We start from the raw sequence: 16,066 nt of genomic DNA, 5'->3' as shown, positions 1-16,066 counted from the left end.
CGGATAGATAGGTAACAGAACGGACCGTTTAGATAGGTGACAGTTCTCTGAGCGCCGGGAGGACCCGGCGATGGTTTGGAGAGAGACTGGCATCATGGACGAGCGGTTGCGCTTTGTTGGAGAGTGTCTTGCGGGCGAGGAGACGATGACGGAGCTGTGCGCGGCCTATGGGATATCGCGCAAGACGGGCTACAAGTGGTTGGAGCGGTATCGGGCGCTCGGGCCTGCGGGGCTTGTCGACCTGCCGCGGGCGCCGCTTGCGCATGGGCGGGCGACGGCGGCGGAGCTGGTGGCGCGGATTGTGGCGGAGAAGGAGGCGCACCCGCAGTGGGGGCCGAAGAAGGTGCTGGCGCGGCTGAAGCGGGCGGCGCCGCAGCTTTGCTGGCCGGCGGCCTCGACGGTGGGCGAGATCCTGAAGCGGCACGGGCTGGTCGGGCGCCGGCGGCATCGCTGGCGGGCGGCTGGTTGCGGCCCGCTCGCGCCGGCCAGCGGACCCAATGCGGTGTGGAGCGCCGATTACAAGGGGTGGTTCCGGACCGGCGACGGGCGGGGCTGCGAGCCGCTGACGGTGATGGATACGGCGAGCCGCTTTCTGCTGGCGCTGGAAGCCTGCGCGCGGCCGGCCGAAGGCGAGGCCTGGCCGGTGTTCGAGCGGCTGTTTGCCGAGCATGGCCTGCCGGAGCGCTTTCGCAGCGACAACGGTTCGCCCTTCGCGGCGGTCGGCGTCACCGGGCTGACGACGCTTGCCGTGCGCTTCATCAAGCTCGGCATCGGCCTGGAGCGCATCCAGCCGGGCAAGCCGCAGCAGAACGGCCGCCACGAACGCTTCCATCTGACGATGCTGCCGCTGGCCAAGGCGCCGGAGGCCGACCATGGCGCGCAGCAGGCTGCCTTTGACGCGTTTCGCCAGAATTACAACGCCGAGCGTCCGCACGAGGCGCTCGCCATGGATGTGCCTGCCGATCACTACCGGCCGTCACCGCGGCGCCTGCCCGACCGCCTGCCTGAACCGGACTATCCGGCCGAGGCGGCGGTGCGCCGGGTGCGCTCCAATGGCGAGATCAAATGGAGCGGCGGCCTCGTCTATGTCGCTGCGGCGCTGGCCGGCGAAGCCGTGGCGATCGAGGAGAGCCAAGCCGGAGCCTGGACGCTGCGCTTTTATGCCCATCCGCTCGGCATCATCGACAGGAAGAGCAAGCAGCTTGTCCGCCCCAGCGCCCTGCAACCCCGGCCAGCCGGCGCAGGGGCGGACACTGGTTAAAGGGGGGAAAACTGTAACCCATCTATCCGGTTCAATCTGTTACCCATCTATCGGCTGGACACAGGGCAGAGGGGGGTATCCCACGGCAAAACGAAGCAACCCGAATCAGCATTCCCGTAAAATTTCGCCTTGCATCCGACCGATTGCATAAAGACATAGGAAATAAGCATACCCGTGTCGCAATCAGCCCGGCACTTTCGTCTTAAGGCAGCACCCTTTCTTTCAGATATGGATACAGGAACACCATGACCAGCGAACCCCTGCTTTCAGAGATCGAAGAACAGGCCGAACTGCCGGTCGAAGACCATAGCGCCCGCAACAGGCTGGTGATCGGCCTGCTGCTCGTCTCCGCCTTCGTGGTCATCCTCAACGAGACCATCATGGGTGTCGCGATCCCGCACCTGATGGCCGATCTGAAGATCCCCGCAAGCTCCGCCCAATGGCTGACTTCGGCCTTCATGCTGACCATGGCCACCGTCATTCCCGTGACCGGCTTTCTCCTGCAGCGGCTGAACACGCGGCCGGTCTTCATCCTCGCCATGTCGCTCTTTTCCGCCGGCACGCTGGTCTGCGCCCTCGCACCCGGCTTTCCCATGCTGGTCGTCGGCCGCATCGTTCAGGCCTCCGGCACGGCGATCATGATGCCGCTCCTGATGACGACGATCATGAACCTCGTACCGCCGCATTCGCGCGGCAAGACGATGGGCAATATCTCCATCGTCATCTCGGTCGCACCTGCCATCGGCCCGACGATCTCCGGCCTTATCCTCTCCTCGCTCGACTGGCGCTGGCTCTTCCTGCTGGTGCTGCCGATCGCGCTCGCAGCCCTTGCGCTGGGCGCCTCGAAAATCGAGAACGTCACCGTGCCGTCAAAGGCGCCGCTCGATGTCATCTCGGTCGTGCTGTCGGCCATCGGCTTCGGCAGCTTCGTCTTCGGCATCAGCGAGCTCGGCGCGCCCGAAGCCGGCACGACGCCGCTCGATCCCCGTGTCATGCTCGCCGCGGGTGCTGCCGTCATCGCCGTTTTCGTCTGGCGGCAGATCCATCTCCAGAAGCACGAGCGGGCGCTGCTCGACCTGCGCACTCTGCAGACGAAGACCTTCACCATCGCCGCCGGCATGATGGCGATCCTGATGATGTCGATGTTCGGCGTCTTCATCCTGATCCCGATCTACCTCTTGTCCGTGCTCGGCCAGACGACCCTGACGGCCGGCCTGCTCCTCCTGCCCGGCGGCCTGATCATGGGCCTCTGTGCCCCCTTCGTCGGCAGGCTGTTCGACCGCTACGGCCCTGCCCGCCTCGTCATCCCCGGCGCACTCCTGTTCAGCTCCGTCATGTGGGGCCTAACCTTTCTCACCGTCACGACCCCGATCTGGGTTGTGCTCGGCTTGCACATCGTGATGAGCATCGGCCTTGCCCTGATGTTCACACCGCTCTTCACCGTCAGCCTCGGCTCCCTGCCGCCGAAACTCTATTCGCACGGCAGCGCCATCATCGGCACCACCCAGCAGGTCGCCGGCGCCGCCGGCACAACGCTTTACGTCGCCATCATGACTTGGCGCGCCGGCATCCTGACTCAAGGGGAAGCAGATGCCGCAACGGCTACCGTCGGCGGCATGCAGTCCGCCTTCTTCGTCGGCGCGCTGATTTCGCTCGCAGCCGTCGTGGCGTCTTTCTACGTCAGACGCCCGCCCGCTCAGCCCGAGGGTCAGTCGATGGGCCATTGAGGCCCATCACGCCGGCTCAATGGTATGTCACGACGGGATCGAACATCCTTTGCAGAAAGGAGCGCTGCGCTACCTGCGCATATTCCCGGGGAATGTCATGCCCGCATTCGAAGACGTGGAGCATGACCGGCACGCCTGCATCCGACAGGGCATTCGAGAACCGTTCGGCCTGGGCGATGGGAGCCCGCTCATCGAGCCTTCCGTGCAGCAACAGGGTTTCCGCCCGGATTTTCTGCGCGTGATGCAGGGCCGAGCGGGCCAGAAAGGCGCCGCTCGTGAGGCCCGCCTCCTGCTCGATTACCCAGCGCAGCCCTTTCGAACTGCTCTCATAGGCCGCCTTGAGATCGTAGACGCCGCTGCGCAGAATGACGGCTTTGAGATCGGGAACCTGGGCTGCGACCATCGCCGATGCAACCGCCCCCCGACTGTTGCCATAGAGAACGATACGATCAGGATCGACGCAAGGCTGCTGCCGCAGGAAGGAGAGTGCGGCCATGATCGCCCGCTGGGTATCCGGGCCGCAGAAATCCGCCGGTCCATCCGAAGCCCCGAAGCCCGGCTGCGAGACAGCCGCCGCGGTGATATTCAAACCGGAACAGAACCGAAGCAGCGCGCCCGTATCGACGGCCTCTTTCGCGCCAATGAGACGGCCGCCCTGATTGCCGTGGACGAACAGGATGGCTCCCTCGGGTGTTTTGCTCTCAGGCTGGGCCTGAAAAATCTCGACACGCGCCCCGTCACCCCTATCGATGAGATGTCGTGTCACATTAGGCATGTTCACCCTCACCCTCGCATCCTGCACGGAAGCAGGCCTCGCCGCCCAGGCAGCTGCCTTCTGCTCCTCAGCCCGGCGAAATTCGCACGCGCAGGCCGGCAAGTCTCCCGTAAATTTCGATGGGATTTGTCGGCATGCCATCGCATGTTTCGTCCTAAGGCCGAGATCCGGCCCCTGATGGCGCGGATCACCAACAGGAGAGACACCCATGAGAAAGATCATCGCCTCCACATTCGTCAGCCTCGACGGCGTCATGCAGGCGCCCGGCGGCCCTGACGAGGACCCCGTCAACGGTTTCAAATTCGGTGGCTGGGTATTTCCCTACGCGGACGATACGATGGGAGCCGTGATGGGCGAGCTCTTCGCAAAGCCCTTTGCGCTGCTGCTCGGCCGCCGAACCTACGACATCTTCGCCGCCCACTGGCCTTATCAGGACGACGACATCGCCAAGGCCTTCAATCCCGCCACGAAATATGTCGCGACGCACCGGCCTGAAACCCTCACCTGGCAGAATTCGCAATCGCTGGGACCCGACATCGTCGCGGCATTGCGCAAGATCAAACAGGAGAACGGGCCGGACCTGCTCATCCAGGGATCGGGCAATCTCATCCAGACGCTGCTTGCCAACGACCTGATCGACGAAATGACCGTGCTGACCTTCCCGCTGATCCTGGGCAAAGGCAAACGACTGTTCGAGGGCGGCGCGATGCCCGGCGCCCTCAAGCTCACGAGATCGGCGGTATCGGGCACCGGCGTCATCGTCGCGACCTATGAGCGCAACGGCGAAGTCCGGGCGGGCTCGTTCGCATCCGATCAACCGTCCGAGGCCGAGCTCGAACGCCGCAGGAACTGGCAGTAGCCGGTACTTTCTCGGTCGCGGCTGCGGGATCAGGCTACCCCGATCCCGCAGCCATCGAAATGACAGCACTAGAAAGCTCCGCGCTGTCGAAAAAGTGATTTCGTTCCAACAACTTCTGTCACCCATGGGCTTGCCGGAAACGCTCAATGCCCATCTTCTGCCCGAATGTTGGCGTTCTAGTCGGGCTTCGCCCCACACGGACCAACGCCGCGCGTGACAGTATTTTATCGGATTTCAAGGACATAAGAATGCCGCTGAGAACATCTTCCCGCTGGATCGCACCGCTCGCCGGCCTTCTGGTGCTCTCGGGAAGTGCAATTGCCGTGCGCGCCGAGCCGCAGCCTGCGCCGCCGGTCACGCAGGCCAGCCCGAAGCCCGCCTATACGGTTCCGGCCCGCCGCCCCGCCCATATCGTCCGGCAGGATACGGGTGCATCACTGTCAGCGCTCTTTGATTCAGTCAGCGGCAATCAGGCCAAGGTGCTGAACGAAATGGGCGGCCTGACGGTTTCGATGAATAACGACATCGCCGAGGCGATCGAAGCCTATTACGCCCAGCCGAAGGCAAAGCTCATCTGGGTCGACGGCAGGGGGCCGACGCCCAAGGCCGCACAGGCGCTCAGCCTTCTGAAACAGGCTGACGACTGGGGATTGAATGCCGGCGACTATGCCGTTGCCCTTCCCCAGGGAGCGGGCGACCGCGCAAAGGCGCTGGCCGAGTTCGAAGTCTCCCTCTCGGCCAAGATGCTGATGTTCCTTCAGGACAATTTCCGGGGTCGCATCGATCCCAACAAGCTGTCGAATTATTATGATTTCAAGCGCAAGCCTGTCGATCTGAAGGGCACGATCGCTGAGCTCTCGGCCACGCCTGATCTGATGGTGGTCTTCGACCGCCTGCTACCGAGCAACCCGAAATTCGCCCAGCTCGCCGCCGAGCTGCATTATCTCCGCACCTCAGGCCAGGGCGGCGATGCTGCCGCCAACATCAACAAGGTGATCGTGGCGATGGAGGAAATGCGCTGGCTGCCACAGGAATTCCCCGAGCGATACGTGTTCATCAACCAGCCGGCCTACATGGCCTATTATTATGAAAACGGTACGCTAACGCTCTCGATGAAGGCTGTGATCGGCCAGCAGGACCACCAGACGAATTTCTTCGATGCCTCGATCAAGACGGTCGAATTCAATCCCGACTGGGGCGTGCCGCAATCAATCATCCGCAACGAGATGCTGCCGCACCTGAAGCGCGACCCCGCCTATCTGGACAAGGAAGGCTATGTCGTCTCGGTCAAGGGCAAGACGATGCCCTCGGCCAAGGTCGACTGGTCGCAGCCGCTCGAAAATATCGGCGTCGTCCAGCCGCCCGGAGCGGACAATGCGTTGGGACAGCTGAAGATCCTCTTCCCCAATTCGCACGACATCTACATGCACGACACCCCTGCCCGCGGCAAATTCGCCTCGCAGGACCGCATGTTCAGCCACGGATGCGTGCGCCTGGAAAACCCCAAGGCGATGGCAGCCGCCGTCCTGAAGACCTCGGTCGAGTTCGTCGATCAGCAGATCGCGGATGGTGCCAAGAAGGACATGCCGGTTCCGGAACAGGTTCCGGTCTACGTCTCCTATTTCACTGCATGGCCGACCGACGATGGCGTCATCCACTATTTCGACGATATCTACGGCCGCGACGCACAGACCTTGTCGGCGATTTCGGCCACGACCGCGAGCCGCGCGCAGTCATAGACAGAGGAACGATCAAGGCCTGAGCCAACCGTCCGCCTGTGCAGAGACGGCAAAGCCACACCCCCACCTGTGCGGCGCCCGACAACTGTGGCATAACTAGCCGATGGCGATACATGTCTTGGCAGTCCATCGTGATACTGTCGGGACGGAACAGGCGGCAGGCGGTTCGCTTGCGGGAGCCTATTCCGTAGGCGTCCTCTGCTGGCTTTTGTCAGCCGGCGTCTACATCGCAGCCAAATGGGTCTCCGCCGAAATGCCGCCCTGGGCGCTCTGCTTCTGGCGCGTGCTCATCGCCTTCGCGATCATGCTGCCGATCGTGCGCCACCATTTTTCCGCGATGCTCGCACTGGTGCGGGCACGCGGCCTGGAGCTGCTTTTCATCGGCGGCATGGGACTGGCCATCTGTCAGGGCCTGATCTTCGTCGGCCTTCAACATGCCGATGCCACCACCGCCGGCATCATCATCGCGCTGATCCCGATCATCACCATGATCCTCGCCCGCCTGATGCTGGCAGAGCCGATGGGAAGCTGGCAGGTGGCCGGCTCCATCCTCGCCTTCCTCGGCATCCTCATCATCATCGTCAAGGGCAGCCCGGCAGCACTTCTGCGCCTCGACTTCAATCCGAGCGAACTCTGGATCGTCGCCGGCGCCTTCTGCTTCAGCCTCTACACGGTACTGCTGCGCCGCGCGAAATTCGACTTGAACCGGCTCGCGCTGCTCGTCCTGCTGCTCGGTGCCGCCGCGCTGACAGCCCTGCCCTTCTACCTCTACGAACTCGCCGTCGACGAACGCACGACGCTGAATACGAGCGGCCTCATCGCACTCGCCTATGTCGCGATCCCCGGCGGCGCGCTCATGTATTATCTCTTCAACCGAAGCATCGAGGCGCTGGGGGCTGCGCGCGCCGGCGTGCTCCTCTACATCCAGACGATCTTCATCGCCGTGCTCGCCTATTTCATCCTCGGCGAGAAACTGCAGACCTATCATCTCGAAGGTGCCGCCCTCATCATCGCCGGATTGCTGCTGATCATTTTGCTGAAACCGAAGGCAAAGGCCGCAGCCGCCTGAAGGCGGCGCGTGCAGAACCCTCAGCTCTTCACACCCGCCCCATAGCGCAGTCCGTCCACCAGCAGCGCAATCATCCGCCGCGTCGCCGCCGGGTCATCGCCCTGCCCGAGATTGGAAAGCTGCGCGCCGGCGCGCAGGAGCTCGCTCGCTTCCACATCGCCGCGTGCCGCGCCCACCGCAACGGCTCTATCCAGCAGTCCCTGCAAAGCCGGGATCATGCGCTCGTCGAAATAGGCCGGCAGCGCCTGATAGGCCGGGTCGCCGGAATGCAAAGCTGCGGCAAGGCCGCGCTTGGCCATGATGAAATCGGCAAAGCGCTGCATCCAGCGCGACAGCGCCTCGCCCGGCTCATTTTCGGCGGCGAGTGTTATGGCAGCATCGGCGCAGGCATCCATCTCGTTGCGCACGACCGCCTTGATGAGGTCCGAGCGCTGCGGAAAATGGCGGTAGACCGTGCCGACGCCAACGCCGGCCTTTTCCGCGATCTCGCGCACCGGCGCATCGACGCCGGAGGTGGCAAATACATCCAAGGCGGCTTTCAGCAGCAGATCCAGGTTGCGCCGCGCATCCGCGCGCACAGGCCTGTCATGGCCGCTATCAGTCTCACGCGCCTCGCCCGGACTGTCCGTCCCGCTGGTCATATCAACACCTCTTGCAAAGCGGAACATTGTTCCGTATAAACGGAACCGCGTTCCGGATGCGCCTTTATACCCTGTTCGGCGCGGCTTTGCCAGATGCAAGGCCCGCCGTCGGGGCTTTTGCCAGATTCAAAACCTGCCCTTACGGGCAGCTCAAGATTCAAAGGAAACGAAGATGCAATACCGTCCCCTTGGCCGCACCGGCATCAAGGTCAGCCCCTATTGCCTTGGCGCCATGATGTTCGGCGCGATCGGCAATGCCGATCATGACGATTCCATCCGCATCATCCACAAGGCGCTCGATACCGGCATCAACTTCATCGACACCGCCGATATGTACAGCCACGGCGAATCCGAGGAGATCGTCGGCAAAGCCCTGAAGGGCCGGCGCGACAATGTCGTGCTCGCCACCAAATGCTTCATCCCGATGGGCCAGGATCCGAACCAGCAGGGCAGTTCGCGCCGCTGGATCTATCGCGCGGTGGAAGATTCGCTGCGCCGCCTGCAGACCGATTATATCGACCTCTTCCAGATGCACCGCCCCGCCCCCGACACCGATATCGAAGAAACGCTCTCGGCCCTCACGGATCTGATGCGCGCAGGCAAGATCCGGGCCATCGGCTCCTCCACCTTCCCCGCCTCCGATATCATCGAGGCGCAATGGGTGGCCGAAAAGCGGGGGCTGGCCCGCTTCCGCACCGAGCAGCCGCCCTATTCGATCCTGCATCGCGGCATCGAACGCGAGGTCCTGCCGACGCTCGAACGCTACGGCATGGGCGCCCTCGTCTGGAGCCCGCTCGCCATGGGCATGCTGACCGGCCGCTACCGCCGGGGTGCAGCTCAGCCCGACAGCACCCGCGTTGCTTATTTCCCCAAGCAAATGTCGAATGAAAACAGCCTCGATGCCGTCGAGCAGCTCATTCCGCTCGCGGAAAGTGCCGGCATCTCGCTCACTCACATGGCGCTTGCCTTCGTCATCGCCCATCCGGGCGTTACGTCGGCGATCCTCGGGCCGCGCACCATGGAACAGCTCAATGATCTCCTGGCCGGCGCGCAGGTGCGTCTGAGCGACGAGCTGCTCGATGCCATCGACGCCATCGTACCACCGGGCACCGAAACCGGCCCGCTGGAAGCCAACTATAAGACCCCGGCGATCCAGACCGCGAGCCTGCGGCGCCGTCCGCCCGCCGAACGCGCCGCCGGCTGATCGGTAAAACAGGTCTGAAGGCTCCGCTATTCCCGCGGAGCCTTCAGCACAACGGCGGATCAAACCGCCTCGGAAGGTAACTGCGACAGCCTGCGTTGCGCCTCCTCCACCTCGATGGCGAGCTCCTCCAGAAACTCGTCCCACATATCGAGCGCCCTCAAGCCTTCACGCGTGCGAAACAGATAATCGGCCGAACTGCCGATACTGCCCGAAGCCGTGGCAAGCCGTTGAATGGTCGCCTCCCGGGAAAGCCCGCCCGCATATGTATTTGCAAGCGGGTTCATGGTGAAAGCAATGCCGCTTCCAAAGCGGGTACCCTCTTCATCGAGCAAGTCGACCCAGCGGGGAATATAGGCCTCGGCCACCATCTCCCGTCGCCACAACAACTCGAGTTCGTGCAGAAGATCCGCTTCATCCAGGCGCAGGGCGACCCCATCGCAGGCCCCGCCCGCATCAAGGCCGAGCACGAGACCTGGATTGTCGGGCGAACCCCGCCCGGAAACGGTGGCGAGGCAAAAGGACCGGCGCCAGCCTTCGACACGGGCTTTCCGGCTTTCGACGCTGAGAATGATCGGATTCCAGATCAACGAACCATAGGCGAAAATCCAGACATCGCCCGTCGGCCGCTCCGCAAGTATCGATGCGAGAGATGCATGCCGCTCCTCGTCGCTGAGAAGTTTGAGCGACGGCGCCTCCCCGGCAATCAGGTCAGCGAAAGTGCCGCTGAGCAGCAGCTCGCGCGACAGGATTTCTTCGCCGCAACAGGCGACCGCTTCCGAGTGTTTGTTGTTGATCGTCATGACACCCTCAATGACAGGCCGTTGATATCAGCATGGCCCTGTTTCGCGGCCATCATCCACGCCTGGCGCGCGGGATAAAGCCTGCCGGCACAGACACAGTGTCTCCGCAGCCGCAACAATCGATGCTCGTGCCTCCCCCTTCCCGCCACAAAGATCAGCACCACATCGCTCTGGAAGGCACACAATGAACGGGAGCCCGACATGAGCGAAATCGGCCGTCTGCTCGGCGCCGGCAAGGAAGCGGAAGTCTATGAACATGGCACGCTGGCGCTGAAGCTCTACAGGCCCGGCCGCCCGAAGGCCCCGGCCTTCCGCGAGGCCGCCAATCTGGCGATCGTCGAGCGGCTCTCCCTGCCCGCGCCCAGAATCCATGTCGTCGGCGATTATCACGGCCGATGGGGCCTGCTCATGGATCGGGCGACCGGCACGAGCCTTGCCGATGAGATGATGCCGGAACCACCGCTGTCGGCCATCAGGGAGATGGCAGCACTCCATCAGCGCCTGCACCGCGAGCCCGGCACCGGCCTTCCCTCATTGAAATCAAGACTGTCGGCCAATATCGAGCGCGCCGAACGACTCACCCCGGACCTGCGCGACCGGCTGCTTCTGACACTTGCCGCCCTGCCCGATGGCGACAATGTCTGCCACGGCGACTTCCACCCCTGGAATATCCTGGGCTCCGGTGAAGACGTGATGATCGTCGACTGGCTGGATGCCTGCAGCGGCAATCCGGCCGCCGATGTCTGCCGCACCTACCTCCTGATGCGCCGCTCGCTTCCGGCAATCGCCGAGGCCTATGTCGTCACCTATGCGAAGGCGGACGATTTGACCCCGGACGAGGTCTTTGCCTGGCTCCCTGTGGTCGCAGCCGCCCGCCTTGCCGAGGATGTGGCTGAGGAGAACGAGGACCTTCTGCACCTGGCAGCACTGGCGCCTGCCGGCGTATAGGCAGGGCGCGCCCTGACGGAAGGCTGGCGCTGCTGCAGGCAAATCAGGCAGCACAAGCCTCGCAGGTGCCACGGATTTCGATCGTCGTCTTCGCCGGCTTGAATTTCTGGCTGCGCACCCAGCTCATCAGGCGGTGATCCACCTCGTGGTCGTGGAACTCGATCACCTGTCCGCAGCTTTCGCAGATCGCGAAGGCAACGATGCCATGGCTGTGGCAGTCCTCGCCTGGATGGGCGCAGGCGACGAAGGAATTGATGCTTTCGAGCCGGTGCACGACGCCATATTCGAGCAGCTTTTCCAGCGCCCGGTAGACCTGCAGCGGCGCGCGAAAACCCTGGTCGCGCAGCTTGTCGAGGATCGTATAGGCGCTGAGCGGTCCCTCGGCCTTTTCGAGCACGTCGAAAACGAGCGCCTGATTGCGGGTGAGCTGAGGTGCGTTCATGAGCCTTGTCCTTGCAGGTCCCTGCGCCCGCGCCAGGCGGGAAGCAGGCTCAGAATGAAGAGAATGAGGGCCGCGACGACGATCGACGGGCCGGATGGCGTGTCATAGGTCAGCGAGCCGAAAAGCCCGCCGACAACGGCAACCGCGCCGATCAGCGAGGCAAACACGGCCATCAGTTCCGGCGTCGAAGAGAAGCGCCGGGCGGTCGCCGCCGGAATGATCAGCAGCGACGTGATCAGCATGATGCCGACGATCTTCATGGCGATGGCGATGACGACGGCCATCAGCAGCATGAAGAACAGCCGCGCCCGCTCCGGCTGCAGGCCCTCGGCCTCGGCAAGTTCCGGATTGACGGTGGCTGCGAGCAGCGGCCGCCACAGCCAGGCGATCGCCGCCAGTACGAAGATACCGCCGCCCCAGATGAGCGCGATATCGGTGGTCGAAACCGCCAGAATATCGCCGAACAGGAAGGCGATGAGATCGATGCGCACCCAGCTCATGAAGGCGACCATGACGAGGCCGATGGCGAGCGTCGCATGCGAGAGGATGCCGAGCAGCGCATCGGCCGACAGCGCCTGACGCTTCTGCAGGAAGAGCAGCAGGATCGAGACGGCAGCGGCAACGACGAAGACGGCAAGCGTAAGGTTGAAATCGAAGAGCAGCGAGAGCGCTACACCGAGCAGCGCCGAATGGGCGATCGTATCGCCGAAATAGGCCATGCGACGCCAGATGATGAAACAGCCGAGCGGCCCGGTCGTCAGCGCCAGGCCGACACCGGCGAGAATGGCGCGCACGAAGAAATCGTCAAGCATGACGGTTCTCCCCGTTGTTGGTCACGCTCTGCGCCCCGCTCTGGAAATGCGTATGTGCGTGGGCGTGAGCCTCCGCATGCGCATGCCCGTGGGCATCATCCCCGTCAGCGTGCGCATGGGCATGAGCGTCCGCGTGATCGTGCGAATGCGCATGATCATGCCCGTGATCATGATGATGCCCATCCTCGGGATAGCAATGATCCGTCACCGAGCCGTCTTCATGCAGCACGCGTCCGTCGGGCAGATGCGTATGATCGTGATGGTGGCTGTAGACGGCAAGCGTCTGCGCTGCGCGGCTGCCGAAGAGGCGCACATATTCCGGGCTCTGGCTCACCGTCTGCGGCGTGCCGCGGCAGCAGACATGGCCGTTGAGGCAGATGACGGTATCCGTCTCCGCCATGACGACGTGCAGGTCGTGCGAGATCAAGAGGATGCCGCAGCCGGTCGTATTGCGGATCGATTTGATGAGATCGTAGAGCGCGATCTCGCCGGCAAAATCCACACCCTGCACCGGCTCGTCGAGAACCAGAAGATCCGGCTTGCGGGCAATGGCGCGCGCCATCAGCGCCCGCTGGAATTCGCCGCCGGAGAGATGCTGCACCTGCGCATCCAGCATATGCACCATGCCCGCTGCTTCGAGAGCGGCCATGATATCGGCCTCGGGCAGCGGCCCGGTCAGCGTCATCAGACGGCGTACGGAAAGCGGCAGCGTCCAGTCGATCGCAAGCTTCTGCGGCACATAGCCGACCTTGAGGCCAGCGATGCGGCTCACCCTGCCCTCGTCCGGCTTCAGCACGCCGATCGCCGCCTTGGCGCTCGTCGATTTGCCGGAGCCGTTCGGGCCGATCAGCGTGACGATCTCGCCGCGCGAAACGGAGAAATCCACACCGCGCACCAGCCAGCGGCCGCCGCGGCTAATGCCGACATTGTCGAGTGAAACCAGCGGTTCGGCCCTGCTGCCGGCGGGGCTATTTGCGGGAGAAAGCATCAAATTTTCCGAAAGTGCTGTTGCGTCCTGCTATTGCACACGTTATAGCATAACGCAATTGATGTAATAACATAACAATTGCAATTCAAGCGGAGCATGCTGATGAAACTGGCGATGGGCCTTACCCTCGCAATCCCGGCCTTCCTTTTCGCCGGGTCCCTCCAGGCCGCCGATGCCCCTGTGGTCGTCACCTCGATCAAGCCGGTCCATTCGCTGGTTTCGGCCATCATGCAAGGTGTCGGCAAGCCGGAGCTCATCGTCGATGGCGCGGCCTCCCCGCATACCTATAATCTCAAACCTTCCAATGCCCGCGCCTTGCAGGATGCCAAGGTGATCTTCTGGGTCGGCCCCGGCCTCGAAGCCTTCCTCGAAAAGCCGCTGCAATCGCTGGGTTCCGACGCGATCGTCGCCCAGCTCGACGACGCGCCGGGTCTGGTGAAGCTGCCCTTCCGCGAAGGCGGGGCGTTCGAGGCCCACGACGATGGCGACGAACATGAAAGCGCCGAGGCCGGTCACGACCATGCTCATGAAGAGGCCGAAGGCGACCATGACCATGGGCACGGCGCCTTCGACACCCATCTCTGGCTCGACCCTGTCAATGCCAAAGCCATGGCCGCCGAGATCACCACCACGCTGGTCGCCGCCGATCCGGCCAATGCGCTGACCTATGAGGCCAATGCCAAGTCGCTGGATGACAAGCTCGATGCGCTGGACAAGGAAATTGCCGCCACCGTGTCACCGGTGAAGGACAAGCCCTTCATCGTCTTCCACGATGCTTACCAGTACTTCGAACATCGCTACCATATCCGCGTCGCCGGCTCGATTACCGTCAGTCCCGAGACCATTCCGGGCGCCGAGCGTGTCTCAGAGATCCACAAGAAGGTGGGCGACCTCGGCGCAACCTGCGTCTTCGCAGAGCCGCAATTCGAGCCGCGCCTCGTCAATGTCGTCATCGAAGGCACAAAGGCGAAGTCGGGCGTGCTGGACCCCGAAGCCGCCACCCTGCCCGCCGGCCCGGAGCTTTATTTCACCCTCATGCGCGGCATTGCCGACAGCATGAGGAATTGCCTCGCCAGCGCATAATCCGAACGATCCTCGACAGGAATATGCGCCGCTCTATCAGGAAGGGAGCGTCTCAACGCTTCCCTTCGGACTTGCAGCCCGCCCCGCGAGCGCTGCGGCGAAAGAAGGCGGCGACACCCCCGTTCCGCCTTTTTTTGCTATCTATTAATGTTACGTTATAACATAAAGGATTACATCATGGACAACAGGCTGCCCGTTACCGTGCTCTCCGGCTTCCTCGGCGCCGGCAAGACGACGCTGCTCAATCACGTGCTCGCAAATCGCGAGGGCATGCGCGTCGCCGTCATCGTCAACGATATGAGCGAGGTGAATATCGACGCCGCGCTGGTGCGCGATGGCGGCGCCAATCTCTCGCGCACCGAAGAGCAGCTGGTGGAAATGACCAATGGCTGCATCTGCTGCACGCTGCGCGACGATCTGCTGAAGGAAGTCCGCCAGCTCGCCGAACAGGGTCGCTTCGATTACCTGCTGATCGAATCGACCGGCATTGCCGAGCCCCTGCCCGTCGCCACCACCTTCGAATTCCGCGACGAGAATGGACTCAGCCTCTCGGATGTCGCCCGCCTCGATACGATGATCACCGTCGTCGATGCCGCCAATCTGCTCGCCGATTACGCCTCGGCCGACTTCCTCGCCGACCGCGGCGAAACCGCCGGCGACGGCGACAACAGGACGATCATCGATCTCCTCGTCGAACAGATCGAATTTGCCGATATCGTCGTGCTGAACAAGATCGGCGCGGCAAGCGAAGAGCAACGCGATGCGGCTCGCAAGATCATCACCGGCCTCAACCCGGATGCCCGTATCATCGAAACGGATTTCGGCAAGGTCGCGCTGAAGGATGTGCTCGGAACCAGCCGCTTCGATATAGACAGGGCCGAGACCCATCCGCTCTGGTACAAGGAACTGCACGGCTTCAAGGACCATGTGCCGGAAACCGAGGAATACGGCATCCGCTCCTTCGTCTACCGCGAGAGGCGCCCCTTCCACCCCGCGAAACTGCAGGCCTTCCTCGACAAAAGCTGGCCGGGCATCGTGCGCGCCAAGGGCTTCTTCTGGCTCGCCACCCGCCCGCATTACGTCGGCGAAATCAGCCAAGCCGGCGCGATCGTGCGCACCAGCAAGATGGGCCTCTGGTGGGCGGCCGTCCCGCGCGAACAATGGCCTGGGGAACCTGCCTTCCTCCGTGCCATCGGTCCCTACCTCGACCCCATCTGGGGCGACCGCCGCCAGGAAATCGTCTTCATCGGTGCCGACCCGATGGATGAGAGCTGGATTCGCGCAGAGCTCGACGCTTGTCTGATCGAAAGCGACGCCTTCACGCCCGAACGCTGGCGCAACCTGCCGGATCCGTTCGTCGGCTGGAGCCCGCAGGCAGCATGAGGGCAACGGCAATCAAACCCTACCGGTGCCTGTGCATCGAGTGCGAACCGCTGCCGCCGATCGAGGGGCTGCATCCCCTGACCTATGGGGATACGGCGGAGAGCGAGGCGCGAAAGCCGAAGGGGTTGTTCGGTATGATCGCCGAGCGGGTGATGCCGTCGCGGCGACAGAACTAAATCGACAGGTCTATTCAGCAATGTAAACCCGGTTTTGGGCAGCGACGCTGACCCCAATCTCCCTCATTCCTGTGCTTGTCACAGGAATGAGGGATGCTGGGGTCGCGCCGTCCGCAAAAACTCTCCCGACAAAAACAAAAGGGCGGCCGAAGCCGCCCT

Annotated in this window: 16 protein-coding genes; 10 read left to right on the top strand and 6 right to left on the bottom strand. The window is 63.2% G+C overall.

Features of this window, described 5'->3' with window-relative positions:
• Positions 1–70 precede the first annotated feature (70 nt).
• Complete coding sequence (locus FHT87_RS18000) at positions 71–1,261, top strand: helix-turn-helix domain-containing protein (protein ID WP_183736266.1); 1,191 nt, start codon at positions 71–73, stop codon at positions 1,259–1,261.
• A gap of 245 nt (positions 1,262–1,506) precedes the next feature.
• Positions 1,507–2,988, top strand: coding sequence for an MDR family MFS transporter (locus FHT87_RS17995; RefSeq protein WP_183736267.1), 1,482 nt, complete (start codon positions 1,507–1,509; stop codon positions 2,986–2,988).
• A 16-nt stretch (positions 2,989–3,004) separates the two neighbouring features.
• Here FHT87_RS17995 and FHT87_RS17990 read toward each other — a convergent pair whose 3' ends face one another.
• The gene (locus FHT87_RS17990) at positions 3,005–3,763 is read right to left on the bottom strand and encodes a prolyl oligopeptidase family serine peptidase (protein WP_183736268.1); all 759 of its coding nucleotides are present in this window, start codon (positions 3,761–3,763) and stop codon (positions 3,005–3,007) included.
• A gap of 208 nt (positions 3,764–3,971) precedes the next feature.
• Here FHT87_RS17990 and FHT87_RS17985 point away from each other — a divergent pair, with 208 nt between their 5' ends.
• The 3 genes from FHT87_RS17985 to FHT87_RS17975 all read left to right on the top strand — a co-directional run bounded on the left by FHT87_RS17985 (position 3,972) and on the right by FHT87_RS17975 (position 7,430).
• Positions 3,972–4,622: a dihydrofolate reductase family protein gene (locus tag FHT87_RS17985; RefSeq protein ID WP_183803697.1), complete on the top strand. Its 651-nt coding sequence runs from the start codon at positions 3,972–3,974 to the stop codon at positions 4,620–4,622.
• Between the two features lie 248 nt (positions 4,623–4,870).
• On the top strand, positions 4,871–6,361 hold the full coding sequence (locus FHT87_RS17980) for a L,D-transpeptidase family protein (RefSeq protein WP_183736269.1): 1,491 nt from the start codon (positions 4,871–4,873) through the stop codon (positions 6,359–6,361).
• Between the two features lie 103 nt (positions 6,362–6,464).
• Positions 6,465–7,430 (top strand): DMT family transporter, encoded by a 966-nt coding sequence (locus FHT87_RS17975; RefSeq protein ID WP_183736270.1) that lies wholly within the window; start codon positions 6,465–6,467, stop codon positions 7,428–7,430.
• Positions 7,431–7,450: 20 nt separating this feature from the next.
• Here the strand turns inward: FHT87_RS17975 and FHT87_RS17970 are convergent, their stop codons facing one another.
• Positions 7,451–8,071, bottom strand: coding sequence for a TetR/AcrR family transcriptional regulator (locus FHT87_RS17970; RefSeq protein WP_183736271.1), 621 nt, complete (start codon positions 8,069–8,071; stop codon positions 7,451–7,453).
• 172 nt (positions 8,072–8,243) lie between these two features.
• Here FHT87_RS17970 and FHT87_RS17965 point away from each other — a divergent pair, with 172 nt between their 5' ends.
• Positions 8,244–9,275: an aldo/keto reductase gene (locus FHT87_RS17965; RefSeq protein WP_183736272.1), complete on the top strand. Its 1,032-nt coding sequence runs from the start codon at positions 8,244–8,246 to the stop codon at positions 9,273–9,275.
• 59 nt (positions 9,276–9,334) lie between these two features.
• Here the strand turns inward: FHT87_RS17965 and FHT87_RS17960 are convergent, their stop codons facing one another.
• The gene (locus FHT87_RS17960) at positions 9,335–10,075 is read right to left on the bottom strand and encodes a gamma-glutamylcyclotransferase (RefSeq protein ID WP_183736273.1); all 741 of its coding nucleotides are present in this window, start codon (positions 10,073–10,075) and stop codon (positions 9,335–9,337) included.
• Positions 10,076–10,276: 201 nt separating this feature from the next.
• Here FHT87_RS17960 and FHT87_RS17955 point away from each other — a divergent pair, with 201 nt between their 5' ends.
• Positions 10,277–11,023 (top strand): aminoglycoside phosphotransferase family protein, encoded by a 747-nt coding sequence (locus FHT87_RS17955; RefSeq protein WP_183736274.1) that lies wholly within the window; start codon positions 10,277–10,279, stop codon positions 11,021–11,023.
• Between the two features lie 43 nt (positions 11,024–11,066).
• Here the strand turns inward: FHT87_RS17955 and FHT87_RS17950 are convergent, their stop codons facing one another.
• The 3 genes from FHT87_RS17950 to FHT87_RS17940 are packed head-to-tail and all read right to left on the bottom strand — an operon-like array spanning position 11,067 to position 13,265.
• Positions 11,067–11,465, bottom strand: coding sequence for a Fur family transcriptional regulator (locus FHT87_RS17950; RefSeq protein WP_183736275.1), 399 nt, complete (start codon positions 11,463–11,465; stop codon positions 11,067–11,069).
• Entirely contained in the window at positions 11,462–12,277 is an 816-nt protein-coding gene (gene znuB, locus FHT87_RS17945) for a zinc ABC transporter permease subunit ZnuB (protein WP_183803695.1), read from the bottom strand. The genes FHT87_RS17950 and znuB overlap by 4 nt, the downstream gene beginning before the upstream one ends.
• A complete protein-coding gene (locus FHT87_RS17940) occupies positions 12,270–13,265 on the bottom strand; it encodes a metal ABC transporter ATP-binding protein (RefSeq protein WP_183736277.1) in 996 nt (331 codons plus the stop codon). The genes znuB and FHT87_RS17940 overlap by 8 nt, the downstream gene beginning before the upstream one ends.
• 102 nt (positions 13,266–13,367) lie before the next feature.
• Between FHT87_RS17940 and FHT87_RS17935 the strand changes: the two genes are divergently transcribed.
• The 3 genes from FHT87_RS17935 (at position 13,368) to FHT87_RS17925 (ending at position 15,907) form a co-directional block, all read left to right on the top strand.
• On the top strand, positions 13,368–14,348 hold the full coding sequence (locus FHT87_RS17935) for a zinc ABC transporter substrate-binding protein (RefSeq protein WP_183736278.1): 981 nt from the start codon (positions 13,368–13,370) through the stop codon (positions 14,346–14,348).
• A gap of 177 nt (positions 14,349–14,525) precedes the next feature.
• Entirely contained in the window at positions 14,526–15,731 is a 1,206-nt protein-coding gene (gene zigA, locus FHT87_RS17930; RefSeq protein ID WP_183736279.1) for a zinc metallochaperone GTPase ZigA, read from the top strand.
• Positions 15,728–15,907 (top strand): hypothetical protein, encoded by a 180-nt coding sequence (locus FHT87_RS17925; RefSeq protein ID WP_183803693.1) that lies wholly within the window; start codon positions 15,728–15,730, stop codon positions 15,905–15,907. Before zigA ends, FHT87_RS17925 begins: the two co-directional genes overlap by 4 nt.
• Positions 15,908–16,066: the final 159 nt, after the last annotated feature.

It is taken from the genome of Rhizobium sp. BK316 (genome assembly GCF_014193695.1).
Taxonomy (GTDB): domain Bacteria; phylum Pseudomonadota; class Alphaproteobacteria; order Rhizobiales; family Rhizobiaceae; genus Rhizobium.
The sequence above is the reverse complement of the archived record's forward strand: the minus strand, read 5'-3'. Positions and strand labels throughout refer to the sequence as shown.

Coding starts and splice junctions, on each gene's coding strand:
- FHT87_RS18000 (WP_183736266.1), top strand. CDS start 71: ATGGTTTGGAGAGAGACTGGCATCATGGACGAGCGGTTGCGCTTTGTT.
- FHT87_RS17995 (WP_183736267.1), top strand. CDS start 1,507: ATGACCAGCGAACCCCTGCTTTCAGAGATCGAAGAACAGGCCGAACTG.
- FHT87_RS17990 (WP_183736268.1), bottom strand. CDS start 3,763: ATGCCTAATGTGACACGACATCTCATCGATAGGGGTGACGGGGCGCGT.
- FHT87_RS17985 (WP_183803697.1), top strand. CDS start 3,972: ATGAGAAAGATCATCGCCTCCACATTCGTCAGCCTCGACGGCGTCATG.
- FHT87_RS17980 (WP_183736269.1), top strand. CDS start 4,871: ATGCCGCTGAGAACATCTTCCCGCTGGATCGCACCGCTCGCCGGCCTT.
- FHT87_RS17975 (WP_183736270.1), top strand. CDS start 6,465: ATGGCGATACATGTCTTGGCAGTCCATCGTGATACTGTCGGGACGGAA.
- FHT87_RS17970 (WP_183736271.1), bottom strand. CDS start 8,071: ATGACCAGCGGGACGGACAGTCCGGGCGAGGCGCGTGAGACTGATAGC.
- FHT87_RS17965 (WP_183736272.1), top strand. CDS start 8,244: ATGCAATACCGTCCCCTTGGCCGCACCGGCATCAAGGTCAGCCCCTAT.
- FHT87_RS17960 (WP_183736273.1), bottom strand. CDS start 10,075: ATGACGATCAACAACAAACACTCGGAAGCGGTCGCCTGTTGCGGCGAA.
- FHT87_RS17955 (WP_183736274.1), top strand. CDS start 10,277: ATGAGCGAAATCGGCCGTCTGCTCGGCGCCGGCAAGGAAGCGGAAGTC.
- FHT87_RS17950 (WP_183736275.1), bottom strand. CDS start 11,465: ATGAACGCACCTCAGCTCACCCGCAATCAGGCGCTCGTTTTCGACGTG.
- znuB (WP_183803695.1), bottom strand. CDS start 12,277: ATGCTTGACGATTTCTTCGTGCGCGCCATTCTCGCCGGTGTCGGCCTG.
- FHT87_RS17940 (WP_183736277.1), bottom strand. CDS start 13,265: ATGCTTTCTCCCGCAAATAGCCCCGCCGGCAGCAGGGCCGAACCGCTG.
- FHT87_RS17935 (WP_183736278.1), top strand. CDS start 13,368: ATGAAACTGGCGATGGGCCTTACCCTCGCAATCCCGGCCTTCCTTTTC.
- zigA (WP_183736279.1), top strand. CDS start 14,526: ATGGACAACAGGCTGCCCGTTACCGTGCTCTCCGGCTTCCTCGGCGCC.
- FHT87_RS17925 (WP_183803693.1), top strand. CDS start 15,728: ATGAGGGCAACGGCAATCAAACCCTACCGGTGCCTGTGCATCGAGTGC.